The 21,173-nt window shown below is 63.7% G+C and carries 19 protein-coding genes and 1 riboswitch; of the genes, 12 read left to right on the plus strand and 7 right to left on the minus strand.

Annotation, left to right across the window (positions count from 1 at the left end; translation table 11 throughout):
* Positions 1 to 210: 210 nt before the first annotated feature.
* The 4 genes from ACPFMA_RS26495 (at position 211) to ACPFMA_RS26510 (ending at position 4,692) form a co-directional block, all read left to right on the plus strand.
* The gene (locus ACPFMA_RS26495) at positions 211 to 1,206 is read left to right on the plus strand and encodes an ArsR/SmtB family transcription factor (protein WP_009399335.1); all 996 of its coding nucleotides are present in this window, start codon (positions 211 to 213) and stop codon (positions 1,204 to 1,206) included.
* Positions 1,207 to 1,224: 18 nt separating this feature from the next.
* Positions 1,225 to 2,415 (plus strand): methionine adenosyltransferase, encoded by a 1,191-nt coding sequence (metK, locus tag ACPFMA_RS26500; protein ID WP_009399333.1) that lies wholly within the window; start codon positions 1,225 to 1,227, stop codon positions 2,413 to 2,415.
* A 151-nt stretch (positions 2,416 to 2,566) separates the two neighbouring features.
* Positions 2,567 to 4,240, plus strand: coding sequence for an NAD-dependent DNA ligase LigB (gene ligB, locus ACPFMA_RS26505; RefSeq protein ID WP_425929205.1), 1,674 nt, complete (start codon positions 2,567 to 2,569; stop codon positions 4,238 to 4,240).
* 56 nt (positions 4,241 to 4,296) lie between these two features.
* Positions 4,297 to 4,692 (plus strand): DUF1090 domain-containing protein, encoded by a 396-nt coding sequence (locus tag ACPFMA_RS26510; RefSeq protein WP_009399324.1) that lies wholly within the window; start codon positions 4,297 to 4,299, stop codon positions 4,690 to 4,692.
* 102 nt (positions 4,693 to 4,794) lie between these two features.
* On the opposite strand, the gene ACPFMA_RS26515 is transcribed toward ACPFMA_RS26510, so the two are convergent.
* Positions 4,795 to 5,244 (minus strand): c-type cytochrome, encoded by a 450-nt coding sequence (locus ACPFMA_RS26515; RefSeq protein ID WP_425929207.1) that lies wholly within the window; start codon positions 5,242 to 5,244, stop codon positions 4,795 to 4,797.
* A 126-nt stretch (positions 5,245 to 5,370) separates the two neighbouring features.
* Here ACPFMA_RS26515 and mltA point away from each other — a divergent pair, with 126 nt between their 5' ends.
* The gene (mltA, locus tag ACPFMA_RS26520) at positions 5,371 to 6,528 is read left to right on the plus strand and encodes a murein transglycosylase A (protein ID WP_425929209.1); all 1,158 of its coding nucleotides are present in this window, start codon (positions 5,371 to 5,373) and stop codon (positions 6,526 to 6,528) included.
* Positions 6,529 to 6,635: 107 nt separating this feature from the next.
* Here mltA and ACPFMA_RS26525 read toward each other — a convergent pair whose 3' ends face one another.
* Together ACPFMA_RS26525 and ACPFMA_RS26530 are read right to left on the minus strand one after the other, a co-directional pair.
* A complete protein-coding gene (locus ACPFMA_RS26525; protein ID WP_425929211.1) occupies positions 6,636 to 7,019 on the minus strand; it encodes an MAPEG family protein in 384 nt (127 codons plus the stop codon).
* Positions 7,020 to 7,054: 35 nt separating this feature from the next.
* Positions 7,055 to 7,888, minus strand: coding sequence for an EamA family transporter (locus tag ACPFMA_RS26530; RefSeq protein WP_279896660.1), 834 nt, complete (start codon positions 7,886 to 7,888; stop codon positions 7,055 to 7,057).
* A gap of 195 nt (positions 7,889 to 8,083) precedes the next feature.
* Between ACPFMA_RS26530 and ACPFMA_RS26535 the strand changes: the two genes are divergently transcribed.
* A complete protein-coding gene (locus ACPFMA_RS26535) occupies positions 8,084 to 9,325 on the plus strand; it encodes a cation:proton antiporter (protein ID WP_425929214.1) in 1,242 nt (413 codons plus the stop codon).
* A gap of 92 nt (positions 9,326 to 9,417) precedes the next feature.
* On the opposite strand, the gene ACPFMA_RS26540 is transcribed toward ACPFMA_RS26535, so the two are convergent.
* Positions 9,418 to 9,819: an acyl-CoA thioesterase gene (locus tag ACPFMA_RS26540; protein ID WP_009399312.1), complete on the minus strand. Its 402-nt coding sequence runs from the start codon at positions 9,817 to 9,819 to the stop codon at positions 9,418 to 9,420.
* 219 nt (positions 9,820 to 10,038) lie between these two features.
* Positions 10,039 to 10,142, plus strand: a riboswitch (S-adenosyl-L-homocysteine riboswitch).
* Positions 10,143 to 10,163: 21 nt separating this feature from the next.
* Between ACPFMA_RS26540 and ahcY the strand changes: the two genes are divergently transcribed.
* The 4 genes from ahcY to ACPFMA_RS26560 all read left to right on the plus strand — a co-directional run bounded on the left by ahcY (position 10,164) and on the right by ACPFMA_RS26560 (position 15,463).
* The gene (gene ahcY, locus ACPFMA_RS26545; protein ID WP_425929216.1) at positions 10,164 to 11,573 is read left to right on the plus strand and encodes an adenosylhomocysteinase; all 1,410 of its coding nucleotides are present in this window, start codon (positions 10,164 to 10,166) and stop codon (positions 11,571 to 11,573) included.
* A gap of 108 nt (positions 11,574 to 11,681) precedes the next feature.
* Positions 11,682 to 12,527 (plus strand): methylenetetrahydrofolate reductase [NAD(P)H], encoded by an 846-nt coding sequence (metF, locus tag ACPFMA_RS26550; RefSeq protein WP_064302583.1) that lies wholly within the window; start codon positions 11,682 to 11,684, stop codon positions 12,525 to 12,527.
* Positions 12,528 to 12,597: 70 nt separating this feature from the next.
* Entirely contained in the window at positions 12,598 to 13,383 is a 786-nt protein-coding gene (locus ACPFMA_RS26555; protein WP_420058888.1) for a substrate-binding periplasmic protein, read from the plus strand.
* Positions 13,384 to 13,570: 187 nt separating this feature from the next.
* Positions 13,571 to 15,463, plus strand: a complete 1,893-nt coding sequence (locus tag ACPFMA_RS26560) for a DEAD/DEAH box helicase (RefSeq protein WP_064302585.1) — start codon at positions 13,571 to 13,573, stop codon at positions 15,461 to 15,463.
* A gap of 123 nt (positions 15,464 to 15,586) precedes the next feature.
* On the opposite strand, the gene ACPFMA_RS26565 is transcribed toward ACPFMA_RS26560, so the two are convergent.
* The 3 genes from ACPFMA_RS26565 to ACPFMA_RS26575 all read right to left on the minus strand — a co-directional run bounded on the left by ACPFMA_RS26565 (position 15,587) and on the right by ACPFMA_RS26575 (position 18,828).
* Positions 15,587 to 16,165: a YceI family protein gene (locus ACPFMA_RS26565; protein WP_064302586.1), complete on the minus strand. Its 579-nt coding sequence runs from the start codon at positions 16,163 to 16,165 to the stop codon at positions 15,587 to 15,589.
* A 31-nt stretch (positions 16,166 to 16,196) separates the two neighbouring features.
* On the minus strand, positions 16,197 to 16,748 hold the full coding sequence (locus ACPFMA_RS26570; protein ID WP_064302587.1) for a cytochrome b: 552 nt from the start codon (positions 16,746 to 16,748) through the stop codon (positions 16,197 to 16,199).
* Positions 16,749 to 17,034: 286 nt separating this feature from the next.
* Positions 17,035 to 18,828, minus strand: a complete 1,794-nt coding sequence (locus ACPFMA_RS26575; protein WP_420058887.1) for a flavin monoamine oxidase family protein — start codon at positions 18,826 to 18,828, stop codon at positions 17,035 to 17,037.
* A 227-nt stretch (positions 18,829 to 19,055) separates the two neighbouring features.
* Between ACPFMA_RS26575 and ACPFMA_RS26580 the strand changes: the two genes are divergently transcribed.
* Positions 19,056 to 19,580, plus strand: a complete 525-nt coding sequence (locus tag ACPFMA_RS26580) for a hypothetical protein (RefSeq protein WP_425929220.1) — start codon at positions 19,056 to 19,058, stop codon at positions 19,578 to 19,580.
* Between the two features lie 156 nt (positions 19,581 to 19,736).
* Positions 19,737 to 21,143, plus strand: coding sequence for an adenosylmethionine--8-amino-7-oxononanoate transaminase (locus ACPFMA_RS26585; RefSeq protein WP_420058885.1), 1,407 nt, complete (start codon positions 19,737 to 19,739; stop codon positions 21,141 to 21,143).
* Positions 21,144 to 21,173: the final 30 nt, after the last annotated feature.

The following is a 21,173-nucleotide window of genomic DNA, read 5'->3' on the forward strand; positions in this document are numbered from 1 at the left end:
TTTTCGCCCAGGCATACCTTCCGGGGCAATCACGGATGGTCGAAGTGGAACGATTTTCCTGCGATCGACGGCCGATTCCCTGGTTTGACCGACGAAACAGCCGAAAACAGCGGCCCGGCCGGGGCTTTTCCCTCCGCTCATCGCGCAATATCAAAACTTTTTGATATTGAACTTGCGACGCCCGCTGGCCCTGACTAGACTGCCGCCCCTATGAATAGCCCCGTAACCGTTCCCGATCAGCAGCAAAGCGAACGCCTGGCCGCCCTGTGCAAGGCCGGCGGCGACTCCCTGCGCCTGAACGTGTTGCGCGCCCTGGCCAACGATTCCTTCGGCGTGCTGGAGCTGGCACAGATCTTCGCCATCGGCCAGTCAGGCATGAGCCACCATTTGAAGGTGCTGGCCCAGGCCGAACTGGTGGCGACTCGCCGCGAAGGCAACGCGATCTTCTACCGCCGCGCCCTGCCCGACAGCCTCGGCCTCGGCGGCAAGCTGCACGCCGCGCTGCTCGAGGAAGTCGACGGCCTGCCGCTGTCCGGCGAGATGCAGGCGCGGATCCACCAGGTCCAGCAGCGCCGCGCGGCCACCCGCCAGGACTTCTTCCTGCGCGTCGAAGAGAAATTCCGCGCCCAGCAGGACCTGATCGCCGGCCTGGCCCAGTACCGGGAAAGCCTCCTGGCCCTGCTCGATAAACTGAGCTTCGAACCTGGCGCCACGGCCCTGGAAGTCGGCCCGGGCGACGGCGAATTCCTGCCCGAGCTGGCCCGGCGCTTCGCCCGGGTCACCGCGCTGGACAACAGCCCGACCATGCTCGAACTGGCGCGCCAGGTGTGCCAGCGCGAGCGCCTGGCTAATGTAAACCTGCAATTGGCCGATGCCCTTGGCAATACCGAAGGCCAGGCCGATTGCGTCGTGCTGAACATGGTCCTGCACCACTTCAGCGATCCGGCCGCCGCCCTCGGGCAACTGGCCGAACGCGTCAAACCAGGCGGCAGCCTGTTGCTTACCGAGTTGTGCAGCCACGACCAGGGGTGGGCCCGCGAAGCCTGCGGCGACCTCTGGCTGGGCTTTGAACAGGACGACCTGCTTCGTTGGGCGTGCGCTGCGGGACTGGTTCCCGGAGACAGCCTCTATGTAGGCCTACGTAATGGTTTCCAGCTCCAGGTCCGCCATTTCCAGCGACCGGCTGGCAACACTCACCATCAGTAAATTCAGGAACCCGTCGAGATGAGCGAATACTCCCTTTTCACCTCCGAGTCCGTATCTGAAGGGCATCCGGACAAAATCGCCGACCAGATTTCGGACGCGGTGCTGGACGCCATCATCGCGCAAGACAAATACGCCCGCGTAGCCTGCGAAACCCTGGTGAAGACCGGTGTCGCAATCATCGCCGGCGAAGTCACCACCTCGGCATGGGTCGATCTGGAAGACATCGTCCGCAACGTCATCACCGACATCGGCTACAACAGCTCCGACGTCGGCTTCGACGGCGCCACCTGCGCAGTCATGAACATCATCGGCAAGCAGTCCGTGGACATCGCCCAGGGCGTCGACCGCAGCAAGCCGGAAGACCAGGGCGCCGGCGACCAGGGCCTGATGTTCGGCTACGCCAGCAACGAAACCGACGTGCTGATGCCGGCGCCGATCTGCTTCTCCCACCGCCTGGTCGAGCGCCAGGCCGAAGCGCGCAAGTCCGGCCTGCTGCCGTGGCTGCGTCCGGATGCCAAGTCCCAGGTCACCTGCCGCTACGAAGGCGGCAAGGTCGTGGGCATCGACGCGGTGGTGCTGTCCACCCAGCACAATCCCGAAGTCTCGCAGAAAGACCTGCAGGAAGCGGTGATGGAGCTGATCGTCAAGCACACCCTGCCGGCAGAACTGCTGCACAAGGGCACCCAGTTCCACATCAACCCGACCGGCCAGTTCATCATCGGCGGCCCGGTGGGCGACTGCGGCCTGACCGGGCGCAAGATCATCGTCGACAGCTACGGCGGCATGGCCCGTCACGGTGGCGGCGCATTCTCCGGCAAGGACCCGTCCAAGGTTGACCGTTCGGCGGCCTACGCCGGTCGCTACGTTGCCAAGAACATCGTCGCCGCCGGCCTGGCCGAGCGTTGCGAAATCCAGGTCTCCTACGCCATCGGCGTGGCCCAGCCGACCTCGATCTCGCTGAACACCTTCGGCACCGGCAAGATCTCCGACGAGAAGATCGTCCAGCTGGTGCGCGAGTGCTTCGACCTGCGTCCTTACGCCATCACCACCATGCTCGACCTGCTCCACCCGATGTACCAGGAAACCGCGGCCTACGGTCACTTCGGCCGCACTCCGCAGCAGAAGACCGTCGGCGACGACACCTTCACCACCTTCACCTGGGAACGTACCGACCGCGTTGACGCGCTGCGCGCCGCCGCCGGCCTGTAATACCCGGTAATCGCTTCAGGAAAGCCCCGGCCAGTGCTCTGGCCGGGGCTTTTTGCTTTCTGCGAAACAAGGGCTGACAAAACCGGGCGGGCCATCTAGCACCGGGCTTCCTAGGCTGGCGTGACCTTTCCGAAGAGCAAGGACGCTCCGCATGTCAAGAATCACTGCCCTGCTGCTGTTGTGCTTCAGCCCTTTCGTATTCGCCGGCCACTGTCCCGACTGGTCGGAGAGCATCGCCGCCTCGCGTATCGACCAGTTGCAGGCGCGCATCAGCGAATGGGATGCCGCCTACCATGGCGCTGGCGAATCGAAGGTCAGCGACGAAATCTACGATCAATACGCGGCGCGCCTGCAACGCCTGCGCGCATGTTTCCCGGGAAGCGGGGTGACGCCGGGCAACCCGCTGGCCTCCGCTACCGGGCCGCTGCGTCACCCGGTGCCGCACACCGGGCTCGACAAGCTCGCCGATGAACAGGCGGTCAGCGCCTGGCTCAAAGGCCGTGAAGACCTGTGGATCCAGCCCAAGGTGGATGGTGTAGCGGTCACCCTGGTCTATCGTCGGGGCCGGCTGCTGCAGATCATCAGCCGCGGCGACGGCATCCACGGGCATGACTGGAGCCGGCATATCCCGGCGCTGCCCGCCGGCCTGCGCGAACTGGCCAGCCCACGCGACCTGACGCTGCAAGGCGAACTGTTCTGGCGCGTGGACGGACATATCCAGGCCCGGGCCGGCAGCCTCAACCTACGCAGCCGGGTCGCCGGGCTGATGGCCCGGCAGCACATCAGCAGCGAAGACGCTGCCGGGCTCGACCTGTTCATCTGGGCCTGGCCCAACGGCCCGCAGGATCCGCGCCAACGCTTCGCCCTGCTCGCCAGCTTCGGCCTGCCCAACAGCGAGCGCTTCAGCCAGCCGGTAAAAGACCTCGACGAAGCCGCACGCTGGCGCCAGCACTGGTATCGCTCGCCGCTGCCCTTCGCCAGTGACGGTGTGGTCCTGCAGCAGCGCCGGCAGCCGCCGGGTGCACGCTGGCAAGCGGGCTCGTCGCACTGGAGCGCAGCGTGGAAATACCCTTTCGCCCAGGCACTGGCCGAGGTTCGCGCGGTGGAGTTCCGCATAGGAAGGACCGGGCGTATCACGCCGGTGCTCCAACTGGAACCGGTGCGCCTGGATGATCGCCTGGTCCGCCAGGTCAGTACCGGTTCGCTGCAGCGCTGGAAAGAGCTGGATATCCAGGCGGGAGACCAGATCGTCCTGAGCCTGGCAGGGCTGACGATTCCGCAGGTCGATCACGTCGCACAACGCGGCCCGCGCCTCGCCCCGGCGCAACCACCGAAGGACGGCGAGCACCATGCCCTGAGCTGCTGGCAGCCAACGACGGGGTGTGAAGAGCAGTTCCTCGAACGCCTGCAATGGCTGGCCGGCAAGCGTGGCCTGAACCTGGCAGGCGTCGGTCCCGGGACCTGGCGCAAACTGATGGAAGCCGGGCAATTGAACAGCCTGGCGGACTGGATCACGCTGCAGCCGGAAGACCTGCGCCGTATCGACGGCATCGCCGGGCGCCGCAGCGAGCAGTTGCATCGCACCTTCCAGCAAGGTCGCGAGAGGCCCTTCCAGCAGTGGATACGCGCCTTGGGCGTACCCGCGCCCCGCGCGCTGGACCTGGGTGAGTCATGGGCGCAACTGACCGCGCGGGATGCGCTGCAATGGCAACGGGAAGCAGGCGTGGGGCCGAATCGGGCCGCGCAACTGGTGGCGTTTTTCCAGCATCCGCAGGTCAGGCATCTGGCAGCCAATCTGGGCGATGAAGCGATCCAGGGTTTCTAAATCCCGTCGATCAGGGCAGCATCTCACTTTCTGCTTGCCCGACCACGGAGCTATTAATGAAACCGATTTCCCCACTGGCCCTCTTCACCCTGTGTGCCGTGCTGGCCGCGCCGGCCCTGGCGATCGAGGAACAGCCGGGCCTGACCGGCTGCGCCGCCAAACAGCAGAACATCAGCACCCAGATCGAACAGGCCCGCCTGCACGGCAATACCGAACAGCAGGCTGGCTTGGAACGCGCCTTGAGCGAAGTGCAGGCCAACTGCACCGACGCCGGGCTGCGCAAGGAGCGCGAGCAGAAAGTGCTGGACGCCCGCCATGAAGTCGCGCAGCGCAAGAAGGACCTGGACAAGGCCATGAAGAAAGGCGACGCGGAGAAGATCAACAAGCGCAAGGACAAGCTGGCCGAGGCGAACAAGGAGCTGCAGGCGGCGGTGGAAGAATTGGAGAAATAGGTTGGCCTGAAGGGCCTCATCGCCGGCAACGCCGGCTCCCACAGGGTTCACTTGTGGAGCCGGCGTTGCCGGCGAAAGGACCGCAAAGCGGTCCCAAGAACATCAATGGTTACGAAATTCCGTATGACAGGCTTTGCAAGCCGCCTCCACCTTGTCCATTGGCCCTTGCACCGCCGCAGCCTGCAGAGGCTGGGCCCTGGTCGCTTCGACCAACTCCCCCGTTGTTTCTTCCAACTGCCGGGCCAGCGCCTGGAAGCGCGCCTGTTTCTCCCAGACATCTGCCCGAGCGCTGGTATCATCCGCCTCCTTGAGCTGTGGGAAATGTCTCCAAGGCTCGTGGGATAACGCATCGAGCTTGACTGCCCCGTCCGCGAACTTCTGCCCGTCGAACGCCAGGCGCCCGCGCAGCATGCCCCCCATGTCCTCACTGGTCTTGAGCATCTGTTTGAAAATGGCCTTGCGCTGGCCCAGCGGCGAGTCCGGATCGACGCCGCCACAGGCGGTCAGGGTGAGACAGGCCAGCAGTACGACGGAACAACGTTTGAGCATCATGGTCATCGGCTCACGGGAAAAAAGGCGGCCAGTATCCTCGCCTGACCGGCAAAGACCAATACCCCTAACAAAACCATGGTTGTTCGCAAACCGCCATCAGCGCGGCAACCACCAAGGAAATACTGCATGAAACTGCCCTTGCGCCGCCTCGGCTGGACCCTCTCCCTTTGCGCCCTGCTCGCCGGCTGCAACGGCGGCGCCCCGGAAAAGTCCAGGCCGCATCCAATCGCCACCTATACCCATGCCACCTGGAAAGACCTGCCGACCGTCAGCGACAGCGACCTGGTGGCCGGCTTCGAGGCCTGGCGCAGCGCCTGCGAGCGTCTCAAGCGCGATGCGGTCTGGGCCGAGACCTGCGGCGCCGCTGCGAGCGTACCGGCCGATGCCCGGCTGATCGGCGAATTCCTCGGCGCACGGCTTGAGGTCTACAGCCTGCGCAACGCCGAAAACAACGCGACCGGCCTGATCACCGGTTACTACGAACCTGTCTATCCGGGCAGCACCAGCCGGACCGAGCAGGCCCATGTGCCGGTCTACGGCATCCCCGAGGACCTGGTGGTAGTGGATCTGGACAGCGTCTACCCGGAACTGAAAGGCAAGCGCCTGCGCGGCCGCCTCGAAGGACGCGTACTCAAGCCCTACGACACCGCCGAAGTGATCCAGCGCCAGGGCGCCAAGGCACCGGTGGTGGCCTGGTTGACCGACCCGATGGACCTGCAATTCCTGCAGATCCAGGGCTCGGGCCGGGTTCAACTGGAGGATGGCCGTCAACTGCGCCTTGGCTACGCCGACCAGAACGGACATCCGTACCGGCCAATCGGGCGCTGGCTGGTGGAACAAGGCCAATTGAAAAAGGAAGAAGTCACCATGGGCGCCATCCATGCCTGGGCCCAGGCCAATCCGGCGCGGGTTCCGGAACTGCTGGCGAGCAATCCGAGCTATGTATTCTTCGGCACCCGCCCGGACAGCAACGAAGGGCCGCGTGGTTCGCTCAACGTGCCGCTGACTGCGGGCTACAGCGTGGCGATCGATCGCAAGGTGATTCCCTTGGGCAGCCTGCTATGGCTGTCCACCACCCGTCCGGATGGCAGCCCGGTGGTGCGCCCCGTAGCGGCGCAGGATACCGGCGGAGCGATTACCGGGGAGGTCCGGGCGGACCTGTTCTGGGGTACGGGTGAAGCGGCGGGCAAGCTGGCCGGGGATATGAAACAGGCGGGGCAGATCTGGTTGCTGTGGCCGAAGGGTGCGGCGTTGCCTGCTGTTCCTCAGACCGAAGCCAAGTAAGAAGTTGTTCTTAAGGCCCTCATCGCCGGCAACGCCGGCTCCCACAGGTATCGCGTACACCGCGGGACCTTGTGGAAGCCGGCGTTGCCGGCGATGAGGCCCTCAAGTCAGACCGAAGCGATAAAGACCCCCGCAATCAGGCCAATCCCCACGAACCACACCAGCGAGCGCAGCGCCGCCCAGTCCGCCAGATAGCAAATGATGTAGAGCAACCGGCTGGTGATGAACAACACCGCCAGCACGTCCTGGGTCACCTGTTCGGCATTGCCGACGATATCGGCGATCAGCACTGCGGCGATGAACGCCGGCAGCACCTCGAAACTGTTCATCTGCGCCGCGTTGGCGCGTGCGGGCAGCCCTTCCAGCCCGGAGAGGAAAGTCCGTGGATCATGGTTGTGGCGCAGATTGAAGCCACTGCTGAACTTGGCGATGCTGGTACAGACGTAAGGCAGCATCAGGGCGATCAGTACGCACCAGAAAGCGACGGTCATGGTTCAGGTCCTTGTCAGAATCGAAAAAAGTGCGCTCAGAGCTTCATCACCAGCATGCCGACCAGCACCAGCGCACAGGCTAAGAGCCTGGGCCCGCCAAAAGGTTCTTTGAGGTAGCGCATGCCCATCAGCACCACGAGGATCACGCTGATCTCGCGCAATGCCGCCGCCTCCGCCACCGAGCCCAGATGCATGGCCCACAGCACCAGAGCGTAGCTGAGCAATACGCAGACCCCGACCGCCAGCCCCAGCTTCCATTGAGTGCGCCAGAACTGCACGAACGGCGCGCGCCGGGCGACGCCGGCAATCAGCGGGAACGGCAGGGAAGAGGCCAGCGTCAACCACACCAGGTAATCCAGTGGCTGCGCCCAGCGGCGGATGGCCTGGCCGTCGAGCCAGGTGTAGCTGCCGATGCACAGGCCGATCAGTGCCACCACCGGCAACATGCTCCATGGCAGGCGCTCGCCGCCGCCTCCGCGCCAGAGCAGGCAGGCCATGCCACAGGGAATCAGGAGGATGCCGATGACCTGCCGGTTGCTGAGGTCTTCGCCGCCGAAGAGCAGGGTCAAGGCCAGCACCACCAGGGGCGACAGCCCGCGCATCAAGGGGTAGACCAAACCGAGATCACCCACCCGGTAGGCCTGGATCAGCAGAAAGCGATAGATCAGTTCGCACAACGCCGAGGCCAGCAACCACGGCCAGATGTCCAGCGGCGGTGGCTGGACGAAACCCACCATGAGCAGGGCAAACACCAGTGCCACGCTGTCCATGCTGGCGATCACCAGCAGACGCTCGCCACTGAACTTGACCAGGGTATTCCAGGTTGCATGCAGCAGTGCCGCGACGAGCACCAGGGAAGTCGCTACCACGTCTCGATTCCTTCGCCTTTCACGGACCGGGTCCATTCATCGGACTGCGGAGTTTCAACCAGCCGCAACAAAACAGCCAGCACGTTGTCAATCGCGGCATTGAAAAAAACTGTGTCTTGAGGCGATCAAAAAGCCATCAAACCTTGTGCCCGATGCAAACGGGCACCGATATCGGAAGCTGTTACAGGAATCAGGATGCTCGAATTAGTTGCCGCGTTTATCTGCCTCACCACCCTCCTTACCTATGTGAACTACCGCTTCATCGGCCTGCCGCCGGCCATCGGCGTGATGGTCACCGCCCTGCTGTTCTCCCTGATCCTCCAGGGCCTGAGCCTGATCGGCTTCCCCGGCCTGGAAGAGCGGGTCGAAGGCCTGATGAACCAGATCGATTTCAATGACCTGCTGATGCACTGGATGCTGTCGTTCCTGCTGTTCGCCGGCGCCCTGCACGTCAACCTCGCCGACCTGCGCAGCTACCGCTGGCCGATCGGCTTGCTGGCCACCCTCGGCGTGCTGATCGCCACCGTGGTGATCGGCTACCTGGCCCACTGGGTCTTCGCAATGTTCGGCTGGAACGTCAGCCTGATCTACTGCCTGCTGTTCGGCGCGCTGATTTCGCCGACCGACCCGATCGCGGTGCTCGGTGCGCTGCGTACCGCCAATGCCTCGAAACCCTTGAAAACCACCATCGTCGGCGAGTCGCTGTTCAACGACGGCACGGCGGTGGTGGTGTTCACCGTATTGCTGGGCATCATCCAGCTCGGCGAAACCCCGAGCGTCTCCGACACCGCCGTCCTGTTCGCCCGCGAGGCGGTCGGCGGGGTGATCTTCGGCGCAGTCATCGGCTACGCCACCTACCGCATGATCAAGAGCATCGAGCAGTACCAGGTGGAAGTGATGCTGACCCTGGCCCTGGTCATCGGTGGCTCGGCGATGTGCTACGAGCTGCACGTGTCGGCGCCGATCGCCATGGTCGTGGCCGGCCTGATCATCGGCAACCTGGGGCGCAACCTGGCGATGAACGACATGACCCGTCGCTACATGGACGGTTTCTGGGAGCTGATCGACGACATGCTCAACGCCCTGCTGTTCGCCCTGATCGGCCTGGAGCTGTTGCTCCTGCCGTTCAACTGGCTGCACCTGGCGGCGGGCGGCGTGCTGGCCGTGGCGGTACTGGCTTCGCGTTTGCTGACCGTCGCGCCGGCCATCGTCCTGCTGCGGCGCTGGCGCAGCGTGCCGAAAGGCACCATCCGCGTCCTGACCTGGGGCGGCCTGCGCGGAGGCGTGTCGGTGGCCCTGGCCCTGTCGCTGCCGGTGGGCGAGGAACGGGACCTGTTGCTGTCGATCACCTATATCGTGGTGCTGTCGTCGATCCTGGTGCAGGGGTTGACGGTGGGCCGGGTCGTGAAGGGTGTCAGCGAGCAGCCTGCATCCTGAATAGACCGCTATCGCTGGTCAGCCCCACAGGGTTCAGCGGCGCCGCGGACCCTGTGGGAGCTGGCTTGCCAGCGATGAGGCCCTCACGTCGGTCACTCGACGGCGCTGTCCGGAAACTGGTCCTGGATGTACTTGATCTCGGTCCGCCCATGGGGCGCTGGCAAGCCGTCCTCGCCCAGGTTGACGAAAACCATCTTGTCCACGGTCAGGATCGCCTTGCGGGTGATCTTGTTGCGCACCTCGCACTTCAAGGTGATGGAAGTGCGCCCGAACTCGGTGGCGGTGATGCCCAGCTCGATGATGTCACCCTGGCGCGAGGCACTGACGAAATTGATCTCGGATATGTACTTGGTCACCACGCGCTGGTTACCCAGCTGGACGATCGCGTAGATCGCCGCCTCTTCGTCGATCCAGCGCAGCAGGCTGCCGCCGAACAGGGTGCCGTTGGGGTTGAGGTCTTCGGGTTTTACCCACTTGCGGGTGTGGAAATTCATGCGTGCTCCTAAAACGGCCTGGCATGTCAAGAATGGGCCTTGGCGGCCCCTCCCCTACATCCTAGACCCATTTGCCTGCCGCTTGGCCATGACCTTTGTAGGCCAATTGTCCGTCACCGGTCGCACGCGCCGCTTTTGTCCTTGGGCCGACACGAAACCCCGGCTATAATCCCCGCGTTTTATCCGGTGGCGATCCTCTGCGGTCGTCGCTCCCGCCACCCGACCGAGGGGCGCTGCAGCAGGTTCGCTCCTGTCAGGCTCGGTCGGGGCGTTGTCCGCAGGCAGCCTTGCGGACTCTCAACGCACAACGGCGCCCATTCGCACACTACGAATGGAGGCTCTCGATGAGCGCTGTAAACACGCCTGCAGGTTTTAACGATTACAAGGTCGCCGACATTTCCCTGGCGGCCTGGGGCCGTCGCGAAGTCATCATCGCCGAATCGGAAATGCCCGCGCTGATGGGCCTGCGCCGCAAGTACCAGGAAGAGCAACCGCTCAAGGGCGCGAAAATCCTCGGCTGCATCCACATGACCATCCAGACCGCCGTGCTGATCGAAACCCTGGTTGCCCTGGGTGCCGAAGTGCGCTGGTCGTCCTGCAACATCTTCTCCACCCAGGACCAGGCCGCTGCCGCCATCGCCGCCGCCGGTATCCCGGTATTCGCCTGGAAAGGTGAAACCGAGCAGGAGTACGAGTGGTGCATCGAGCAGACCATCCTCAAGGACGGTCAGCCATGGGACGCCAACATGATCCTCGACGACGGCGGCGACCTGACCGAGATCCTGCACAAGAAATACCCGGTGATGCTGGACCGGATCCACGGCATCACCGAAGAGACCACCACCGGCGTGCACCGCCTGCTGGACATGCTGGCCAAGGGCGAGCTGAAGGTCCCGGCGATCAACGTCAACGACTCGGTCACCAAGAGCAAGAACGACAACAAGTACGGCTGCCGTCATAGCCTGAACGACGCCATCAAGCGCGGCACCGACCACTTGCTGTCCGGCAAGCAGGCCCTGGTGATCGGCTACGGCGACGTGGGCAAGGGCTCGGCCCAGTCGCTGCGTCAGGAAGGCATGATCGTCAAGGTCACCGAAGTCGACCCGATCTGCGCCATGCAGGCCTGCATGGACGGTTTCGAAGTGGTCTCGCCGTTCAAGAACGGTATCAACGACGGCACCGAAGCCAGCATCGACGCCGCCCTGCTGGGCAAGATCGACCTGATCGTGACCACCACCGGCAACGTCAACGTCTGCGATGCCAACATGCTCAAGGCGCTGAAGAAGCGCGCCGTGGTCTGCAACATCGGTCACTTCGACAACGAGATCGACACTGCCTTCATGCGCAAGAACTGGGCATGGGAAGAGGTCAAGCCGCAGGTCCACAAGATCCACCGTACCGGTCACGGTGACTTCGATCCGCAGAACGACGACTACCTGATCCTGCTGGCTGAAGGCCGCCTGGTGAACCTGGGCAACGCCACCGGTCACCCGAGCCGGATCATGGACGGTTCCTTCGCCAACCAGGTGCTGGCACAGATCTTCCTGTTCGCGCAGAAGTTCGCCGACCTGAGCGCAGAGAAGAAAGCCGAGCGCCTGACCGTCGAAGTACTGCCGAAGAAACTCGACGAAGAAGTGGCCCTGGAAATGGTGCGCGGCTTCGGCGGCGTGATCACCCAGCTGACCCCGAAACAGGCCGAGTACATCGGCGTGGCCGTCGAAGGTCCGTTCAAGCCTCACGCCTACCGCTACTAACAGCAGCTGCAAGCGGCAGGCAGCAAGGTCAGGCAGAAGCGGTTCGCGCCGCTCCTGCCTTGTTCTTGCCGCCTGCCGCTTGAGGCTTGCGGCTGAAAGGAACCTCAAATGACTCAGGAACGCCGTTACAGCTTCGAGTTCTTCCCGACCAAGACCGACGCTGGACATGAAAAACTGCTCGCCACCGCTCGTACGCTGGCCAGCTACAACCCGGACTTCTTCTCCTGCACCTATGGGGCCGGCGGTTCGACCCGCGACCGCACCCTGAACACCGTGCTGCAACTGGAAAGCGAAGTGAAGGTCCCTGCCGCCCCGCACCTGTCCTGCGTCGGCGACAGCAAGGCAGAACTGCGCGCCCTGCTGGCCCAGTACAAGGCAGCCGGGATCAAGCGCATCGTCGCCCTGCGTGGCGACCTGCCGTCCGGCATGGGCATGGCCAGCGGTGAATTGCGCTACGCCAACGAGCTGGTGGAGTTCATCCGCGAGGAAACCGCCGACCAGTTCCATATCGAAATTGCTGCCTATCCGGAAATGCACCCGCAGGCCCGCAACTTCGAGGACGATCTGGCGAACTTCGTGCGCAAGGCCAAGGCCGGTGCCGACAGCGCCATCACCCAGTACTTCTTCAACGCCGAGAGCTACTTCTACTTCGTCGAGCGCGTGCAGAAGCTGGGAGTGAAGATTCCCGTGGTACCGGGCATCATGCCGATCACCAACTACAGCAAGCTGGCGCGCTTCTCCGACGCCTGCGGCGCCGAGATCCCGCGCTGGATCCGCAAGCAACTGGAAGCCTACGGCGACGACGTCAAAAGCATCCAGGCCTTCGGCGAAGAGGTCATCACCCAGATGTGCGAGCAACTGCTGCAAGGCGGCGCACCGGGCCTGCACTTCTACACCCTGAACCAGGCCGAACCGAGCCTGGCGATCTGGAACAACCTCAAGCTGCCGCGTTGATCCAGATGGCGATGGTGCCCCTGCGTTATGGCACCATCGCCTTCTTTTCGCCCCACCGATCCGCCCACCTATGCCCAGATTCGTCCGCCTGCTGACCGCCCTGCTGTTGAGCTGCATGAGCCTGCTGGCCCGTGCCGAGCAGTTGCGCATCGTCACCGACCCCTGGGCGCCCTACGTCTACGAGGAAAACGGCGAGACCAAGGGCATCGACTACGAAGTTACCGCCGAGGTATTCCGGCGCCTGGGCGTGGATGTGCGCTGGGAGTTCATGCCATGGAAGCGCTGCATGCTGATGGTCGACCAGGGCCTGGCCGACGGCGTGATCGACATTTTCCAGAATGAACTGCGCCGCAGCCAGTTGTACTATCCCAGCGAGCCGCTGTCGGTCGTCGAGTTCGTGCTGTTCCAGGCCAATGACCGGCCACACGCCGTCACCTCGCTGGACGATCTCCAGGACCTGACCGTCGGCACCTCCGCCGGCTACGACTATGGCGCCGAATTCCTGCAGTCGCCGCTGTTTCGCCGCGAAGCGGCACCGACCCAGGAAGCCAACTTCGGCAAGCTGCTGCGCGGCCGCATCGACCTGCTGATCACCGACCGCCGTGTCGGGCGCTACATGCTCGCGCAACTGGGCCTGCAGGACCGGATCAGCGAGCTGCCGCTGGTAGTCAGCCGGCAGAAACAGTACCTGGCGGTGCGTCGCAACGCCGGCATGGACCTACTGGCCCAGCGCTTCGCCGCCGAGTTGCGGCGCTTCAAGCAAGAACCGGCCTATGCCGAACTGCAGGCGCGCTATGGTCATGTAATAACCGCAAATACAGAAACCGTTGAGCAGCAGGAACGCAGCACTCCCTGATTGCTCTGTTATACTCGGGCCTTTCCGCCAGGCTTACGCCCGGACGCCGGCCCTGTAGAACGCATCCCGACCCCCGGATGCACAGGCAGACCAGCAGGACCGGACGCGACAGCATCGCCCTCGATGCCCTTCGCGCCAGGCAAGATTTCTCCATCAGGGCACAGCCCCCACTAGAACAGGATTTCTCATGTCCTTTGCATCCCTCGGTCTCTCCGAGGCTCTAGTCCGCGCTATCGAGGCGGCGGGCTACACCCAGCCTACTCCGGTGCAACAGCGGGCCATTCCCGCCGTGTTGCAAGGTCGCGACCTGATGGTCGCGGCACAGACAGGTACTGGTAAAACCGGCGGCTTCGCCCTGCCGATCCTGGAGCGCCTGTTCCCCGGTGGTCATCCGGACAAGTCCCAGCGCCATGGCCCGCGCCAGCCACGGGTACTGGTCCTGACGCCAACCCGCGAACTCGCCGCCCAGGTCCACGACAGCTTCAAGATCTACGCCCGCGACCTGAAATTCGTCAGCGCCTGCATCTTCGGTGGCGTCGGCATGAATCCGCAGGTGCAAGCCATGGCTCGCGGCGTCGATGTCCTCGTCGCCTGCCCGGGTCGCCTGCTCGACCTGGCCGGCCAGGGCAGCGTCGATCTCAGCCATGTCGAGATCCTGGTCCTGGACGAAGCCGACCGCATGCTCGACATGGGTTTCATCCACGATGTGAAGAAGGTCCTCGCCCGCCTCCCGGCCAAGCGCCAGAACCTGCTGTTCTCGGCGACCTTCTCCAAGGACATCACCGACCTTGCCGACAAGCTGCTGCATAACCCGGAACGCATCGAAGTCACGCCGCCGAACACCACGGTCGAGCGTATCGAACAGCGCGTGTTCCGCCTGCCGGCCAGCCACAAGCGCGCCCTGCTGGCGCACCTGATCACCGCCGGCGCGTGGGAACAGGTGCTGGTCTTCACCCGCACCAAGCACGGCGCCAACCGCCTGGCCGAATACCTGGAAAAGCACGGCCTGACCGCTGCCGCGATCCACGGCAACAAGAGCCAGAACGCTCGCACCAAGGCCCTGGCCGACTTCAAGTCGGGCGCCGTGCGGATCATGGTCGCCACCGATATCGCCGCCCGCGGCCTGGATATCGACCAGTTGCCTCACGTGGTCAACTTCGAACTGCCCAACGTCGAGGAAGACTACGTCCACCGTATCGGCCGTACCGGTCGTGCGGGCCGCTCCGGCGAGGCCATCTCGCTGGTTGCGCCGGACGAGGAGAAACTGCTCAAGAGCATCGAACGTGTCACTCGCCAGAAGATCCCGGATGGCGACCTGATGGGCTTCGACTTCGCCGCGGTCGAGGCCGAGAAGCCGGAAGTGCGCGAACCGCGTCCGCAGAACAACCCGCGCCGTGGCCAGCGTGCCGACGGCAGCAATGCCGGTGGCCGCAAGGACAAGGGCAAGGACAAGGGCAAAGAGAAAGACAGCAACAAGGACGCCCGGCAGTCCGCAGACAAACCTGCGGAGAAGGCTGCCGGTGGCCGCCAGGAACCGCGCAAGCAACGGGACCGCAAGCCGCGCCAGCAGCAGAACGCCGCGCAAGGCGCGCCGGTCGTTCCAGCCGATCGTGATCCGGAAGAGTTCCTGGACGACGACGTGGACAACTTCGGCAACCGCGCCGACTACGTCAGCCCGTACCAGAACAAGGGCGGCCAGGGCCGCAATCGTCGTCCGGGCGGTCAGGGCGGTGCCGGCAACGGTGGCGGCCAGGCTCGTGGTGGTCAGCCGCGCAGCAATGGCGGTGGCGGTGCCAATGGCGAGAAGCGTGGTGGTTCGCGCAATGGTGGCGGTGCCGGCGGTCGTGATGGCCAGGCGCGTCGCGATGGCGGCAGCAACAACCGCAACCGCCGCCCGGCCCGCGACGACCGGCAGGAGCCGGCAGTGCGCAGCCCGCGTGAGGGCCAGCCGCAGCAGAACCAGCCGAAGATCATGCACAAGGAATCGAAGATCGATCGCTTCCCGTCCATGGAACAGCTGGAGCAACTGCCAAGCCGTCCTCGGGGTGAAAAACCGGCGCTGCTGACCCGCAATCGCTGAGTTTTTTATTGCCTGTCCTGGCCTCATCGCTGGCAAGCCAGCGATGAGGCCCTCAGGAACACAGCAGAACCCCAAACAAAAACGCCGCCCCTGAGGGCGGCGTTTTTGTTGGCGAGGCAGAAATTACTTCTGCTTGACGCCTTCCAGCGAGATATCCAGGTCCAGGGTCTGGGAAGTCGGGCCTGGGCCCTTGATGCCGAAATCGTTCAGGTTCAGGGTGGTGGTGGCATTGAAGCCGGCACGCTCGCCGCCCCATGGATCCTTGCCTTCACCGTTGAAGGTGGCCTTGAAGGTGACCGGCTTGGTCACGCCGTGCAGGGTCAGGTCGCCGGTGACGTCAGCGGTTTTCTCGCCGGTGGATTTCACCGCGGTGGAAACGAACTTGGCGTCCGGGTATTTCTTCACGTCGAGGAAGTCGGCGCTGGCGATGTGCTTGTCACGCTCGGCGTGGTTGGACCACACGCTGGCGGTCTTCAGGTCGACGCTGATCTTGCTCGCTTCAGGCTTGGCGGCATCCCAGGAGAAGGAGCCGTCGAAGTCCTTGAAGGTACCGTGGATGAAGCTGTAGCCCAGGTGGCTGATCTTCCAGTCGACGAAAGCGTGCTGGCCTTCCTTGTCGATCTTGTAGTCGGCGGCCATGGCCTGACCAGCCGAGAGCAGAGCGGTACCCAGTGCCAGAGCGGCAAAAGTCTTTTTCAACATACTTTCGATTCCTTTGAGTTGAGGTTGAACATCAAGCCTTGCGGCCCAGCATGCGCGTCAGGGTCGCATCACGGTCGATAACATGGTGTTTGACAGCGGCCAGCCCGTGCAGGACGGCGAATACCACCAGTCCCCAGGCCAGATAGAGGTGAACCACGCCAGCGATATCGGCCTGATCGGGCAGGCCGGAAACCAGTGCTGGCACCTCGAACAGGCCGAATACCGGAATCCCCGCGCCATCGGCGGTGGAGATCAGGTAACCGGCGATCAAGACAGCGAACAACCCGACATACAGCAGCAGATGCCCGGCCTTGGCGGCGACGCGGGTCAGCGCGCCGTGGCTGGCCGGAGCCGGTGGCGGCGGGCTGACGAAGCGCCAGAGCACCCGCAGCAGCATCAGCGCCAGCACGGTCAGGCCGATGCCCTTGTGCAGCTCCGGCGCGGTGTGGCGCCAGCTGCTGTAGTAATCCAGGCCGACCATCCAGAGCCCCAGGCCGAACAGCCCGAACACCGCCAGCGCAATGCCCCAATGCAGGAACATGCTGACCAGACCATAGCGAGAAGATGAATTGCGAAGCTGCATTTGCCGGAATCCCCGTAAGAATTGCTGCCAAGACTAACCGGTTATTTATCGATATGAAGCGGAAAATTTCGCTGTTAACTATCGGAAAAATAGATGCTTAGTCTGGGCAAAGGGCGTTAAGGAAACATTAAGGCCGGGGGGAAGACTGTAGACGGGGTTTGGGGGGAATGCGACAGCTGAAACATACGCGGACCCTGTGGGAGCGGGTTCACCCGCGATTGCGGTAGTGGGCTCACCATCGCAATCGCGGGTGAACCCGCTCCCACAGGGTCCGCGTCGTGTTTCTTTAACTCGCCTTGGCCTGGCTGTCAGCCACCGGTTTCTTGGCCGGCGCTGCTTTCGCTTCAGTCTTTTTGGCCGGCGCATGAGTGGCAGCGGGTTTCTTCGCCGGAGCCGGCTTGCTCTCGGCCTTCTTCACCGGAGCAGCCTTGGCCGGTGCCGGTTTGGCAGCCGGAGCGACCTTGGCCGGTTCTTCCTTCACCACCGGAGCCGGAGCGACTGGAGCAGCCGGGGCAGGTGCTGCCGGAGCAGGAGCGGGAGCTACGGTCGTCTCGGCGGCCTTGGCCGTTTCAGCCGCTGGCTTCTCGTCCCCGCCACCAAATAGCCGCGAGAAGAAACCGCCCTTCTCTTCCTTGCCCTTGCTTGCCGCAGCCACGCCAGCGCCCGCCGCAGCGGCAGCCACTACCGGCTTGGCATCGAACGACTTGCCTGCCGCCAGGTCCTGCACCTGGCCCGCCGCGCGCTGGCCGCTGCGCAGCGCGCCTTCCAGGGTGCCCGGGTACAGGGCGTCGGTGTGCTCGCCGGCAAAGGCGATGCGCTGCACCGGTTTCTCCCACAGGCGCCAGTATTTGCTGATCTGCCCTGGCCCGAAGGCGAGGTAGGAGCCACCCGTCCCGGCATCGGTGCTGTAGCGACGGATCTCATAGCCGCTGAACGCCCCGCGCGCCTGTGGATAGAAGGCGTGCAGGCGGATCAGCACTTGGTCGACCATCTGCTTGTCACCGAACGCCTGCATCACCCGGGCGTTGTCGCCGGACAGGTTGACCACCACGTTGGCCCCGCCTTTCAGCGCCGGTTCGATCCACAGCATGCCAAGGCCGGCGTTGCTGTAGATCTCGCCGGACATGCGCGCGCGGCTTTCCCAGACCGGCGTCTTGAATTTCAGCATCAACTGGTCGCGCCAGCCGTAGTTGGTGCCCTTGAGCGCCGCCAGGTGCTGGTTGTCCAGGCCCGGGGTCAGCTGGATCTTGGCCAGCGCGCGCAGCGGCACCGCCAGCACGAGATAGTCGGCCTGATAACCGACGGCGCCGACCTTGACCGTAACGCCATCCTTGTCCTGGCTGATGGCGGTGACCGGCGAACTGGTCTTGATGGTCTTCAGTTGCTTGACGAACGCCTGGGCCAGGACCGGGCTGCCGCCTGGCAGACGGGCGGCACGCAGGTCGCGGTCGTTGACGCCGCGGTAGACGCGGCTCTGCTGGGCGAAATACAGCAGCGACAACCGCGAAGGCTCGTCGTAGCGGGTACGGATCTGCTGGTTGACCAGTTGTCGCGCGGTCGCGGGCAGTTGCAGCTTGTCCAGCCAGGCGGAGACGTTCATCTGGTCGAGGGCGAACAGGGTGCTGTTGGCCGCCGGGTTTTCCGGGTCGCTGATGGATGCGGCCAGGTCGTCGAGGGTCTTCTCGTAGCGTTTCAGCGCCTCGGCGGTGGCCGGCTGCTTGGTCGCCAGGTCGGCGGCGCTGAAGTACTCGCCGTCGATCAGGTAGCTCGGGGTCCGCACGAATTCCGGCGCCGGCAGGGTGGTGAGCTTGAAGCTATCCAGATAGTGGTTGAGCACCGGCTGGGCCTTGGTATTGCCGATCCACTCGCTGGTCGCCAGGCCCGAGCGCCCGCCGATGCCCGGCTTGGCTTCCAGCAAGGTCACCTGCCAGCCCTTGTTCTGCAGCTCATAGGCCGCGGTAAGCCCCGCCAGTCCACCGCCGACCACGATGGCCGTCGGGGCCTTGGCCGCCGCCATCGCCCCCGCGCTGAACAACCCGATAAACACCAGCGCGCAGCCGCGCAGCCAACCAGCAGACATTCGTCGAACTCCGGATCAAAGGCAGGAAACGGGGAAATTATCCCCGGAAAAGAGTGGCTCGAAGAATACGTCAGGGCCAGCGGGGCCGCCAGCGTGGGCGGATGAAACAGGGGAGGACCTGACATTTTTGTCAGTAGACGGGTTGCGGAGCTGGCGAGAACATATTCACGCAACACATGCATGCATACGGAAAGTTAAGTACCACTGATAACTTCAGGAGAAGGATCATGCACTTAGTCGGCCAGGTTCACGTAGAAAATTTCGAGAACGCCGTACCCAAGCTGTTCAACATTAATGAAATCTACAACGATCCGTCGTGCGGTTTGATCGTGACGCTGGTTTCCCGTCCGAATACCGCCGGAACATTGCCAAGCGGACTGGTCAGAACCAACAACGATACGGCGCTGGTCATTGGCGACCACTCCGAGGTACGTATCCAGTTCAAGGACCAGAGCGGCAAGGCGACCCGGGTTAACAATCTTTCCTTCTACTGGGCAACGCATCCTGAATACACCGCAGCCGACGCAGAACAGGACAGGATCGACAAAGCGGCCAATCGAATTACCTTCGACGAGCCGATTCGAATGGAACTGCGACGTGAAAACAAAGCCTATGCATTCAACACCTTCTCCCCACCTGTTAATTCATTGGCGATGGTGGAACTCAAAGATATTGTTCTCGACGAGATTCTGTTCACGACCTCGCGCCGTGGAAAAGTGTCTTTCGACCATTTCAACTGGTCGATAGCGTGAGTTCATCTCCACTGAGCTACCAAGACGCATCCGGCGGAGAGCCGCATGCGTCTCCTCTTATCAACGGCTCGAAATGAGCAAGACGTTGTTCTGAACCAAGGCTTTGCTTAGGCTTGTCCGGGTTTTCCCAACCCGCGTTGCCAGGAGTACAAGCCGATGGGCCTCAACCAACAGTGGATGGACCGCGACCTCAAGGTCCTGTGGCATCCCTGCACCCAGATGAAAGACCACGAGCAGTTGCCGCTGATCCCGATCAAGCGCGGCGAGGGCGTGTGGCTGGAGGACTTCGAGGGCAAGCGCTACCTGGACGCGGTGAGTTCCTGGTGGGTGAATGTGTTCGGCCACGCCAATCCGCGCATCAACCAGCGCATCAAGGACCAGGTAGACCAGCTGGAGCACGTGATCCTCGCCGGTTTCAGCCACCAGCCGGTGATCGAGCTGTCCGAGCGCCTGGTGAAGATCACCCCGGACGGCCTGAACCGGGTGTTCTACGCCGATAACGGCTCGTCGTGCATCGAAGTGGCGCTGAAGATGAGTTTCCACTACTGGCTGAACAAGGGCCGGCCGGAGAAGAAGCGCTTCGTCACCCTGAGCAACAGCTACCACGGCGAGACCATCGCGGCGATGTCGGTGGGCGATGTGCCGCTGTTCACCGAAACCTACAAGGCCCTGCTGCTGGACACCTTCAAGGTGCCAAGCCCGGACTGCTACCTGCGCCCCGAAGGCGTGAGCTGGGAAGAGCACTCGCGGACGATGTTCGCGGCCATGGAACAGACCCTGGCCGAACACCACGACAGCATCGCCGCCGTCATCGTCGAGCCGCTGATCCAGGGCGCCGGCGGCATGCGCATGTACCACCCGGTGTACCTCAAGCTGCTGCGCGAGGCCTGCGACCGCTACGAAGTGCACCTGATCCACGACGAGATCGCCGTCGGCTTCGGCCGCACCGGGACGATGTTCGCCTGCGAGCAGGCCGGGATCCGGCCGGACTTCCTGTGCCTGTCCAAGGCCCTGACCGGCGGCTACCTGCCGCTGGCCGCCTGCCTGACCACCGACGAGGTGTATGGCGCGTTCTACGACGACTACCCGACCCTGCGCGCCTTCCTGCATTCCCACAGCTACACCGGTAACCCACTGGCCTGTGCCGCGGCGCTGGCGACCCTGGATATCTTCGAGCAGGACAAGGTGATCGAGGCCAACCAGGCCCTGAGCCAGCGCATGGCAACGGCGACGGCCCATCTGGTGGACCATCCGCACGTCGCCGAGGTGCGCCAGACCGGCATGGCCCTGGCCATCGAGATGGTCCAGGACAAGGCGAGCAAGACCGCTTACCCGTGGCAGGAGCGTCGCGGCCTGAAGGTCTTCGAGCATGCCCTGACCCGTGGCGCGCTGTTGCGTCCGCTGGGCAGCGTGGTGTATTTCCTGCCGCCTTATGTGATTACCCCCGAGCAGATCGATTTCCTCGCGCAAGTGGCCAGCGAAGGGATCGATATCGCGACCCGGGACAAGGTCAGTGTGGCGGTACCGGCGGATTTCCATCCGGATTTCCGGGATCCTGGCTAAGCCCCGTTGGGGCCGCTTTGCGGCCCTTCG

This window comes from Pseudomonas sp. NyZ201 (genome assembly GCF_049860765.1).
GTDB classification, from domain to species: domain Bacteria; phylum Pseudomonadota; class Gammaproteobacteria; order Pseudomonadales; family Pseudomonadaceae; genus Aquipseudomonas; species Aquipseudomonas bharatica.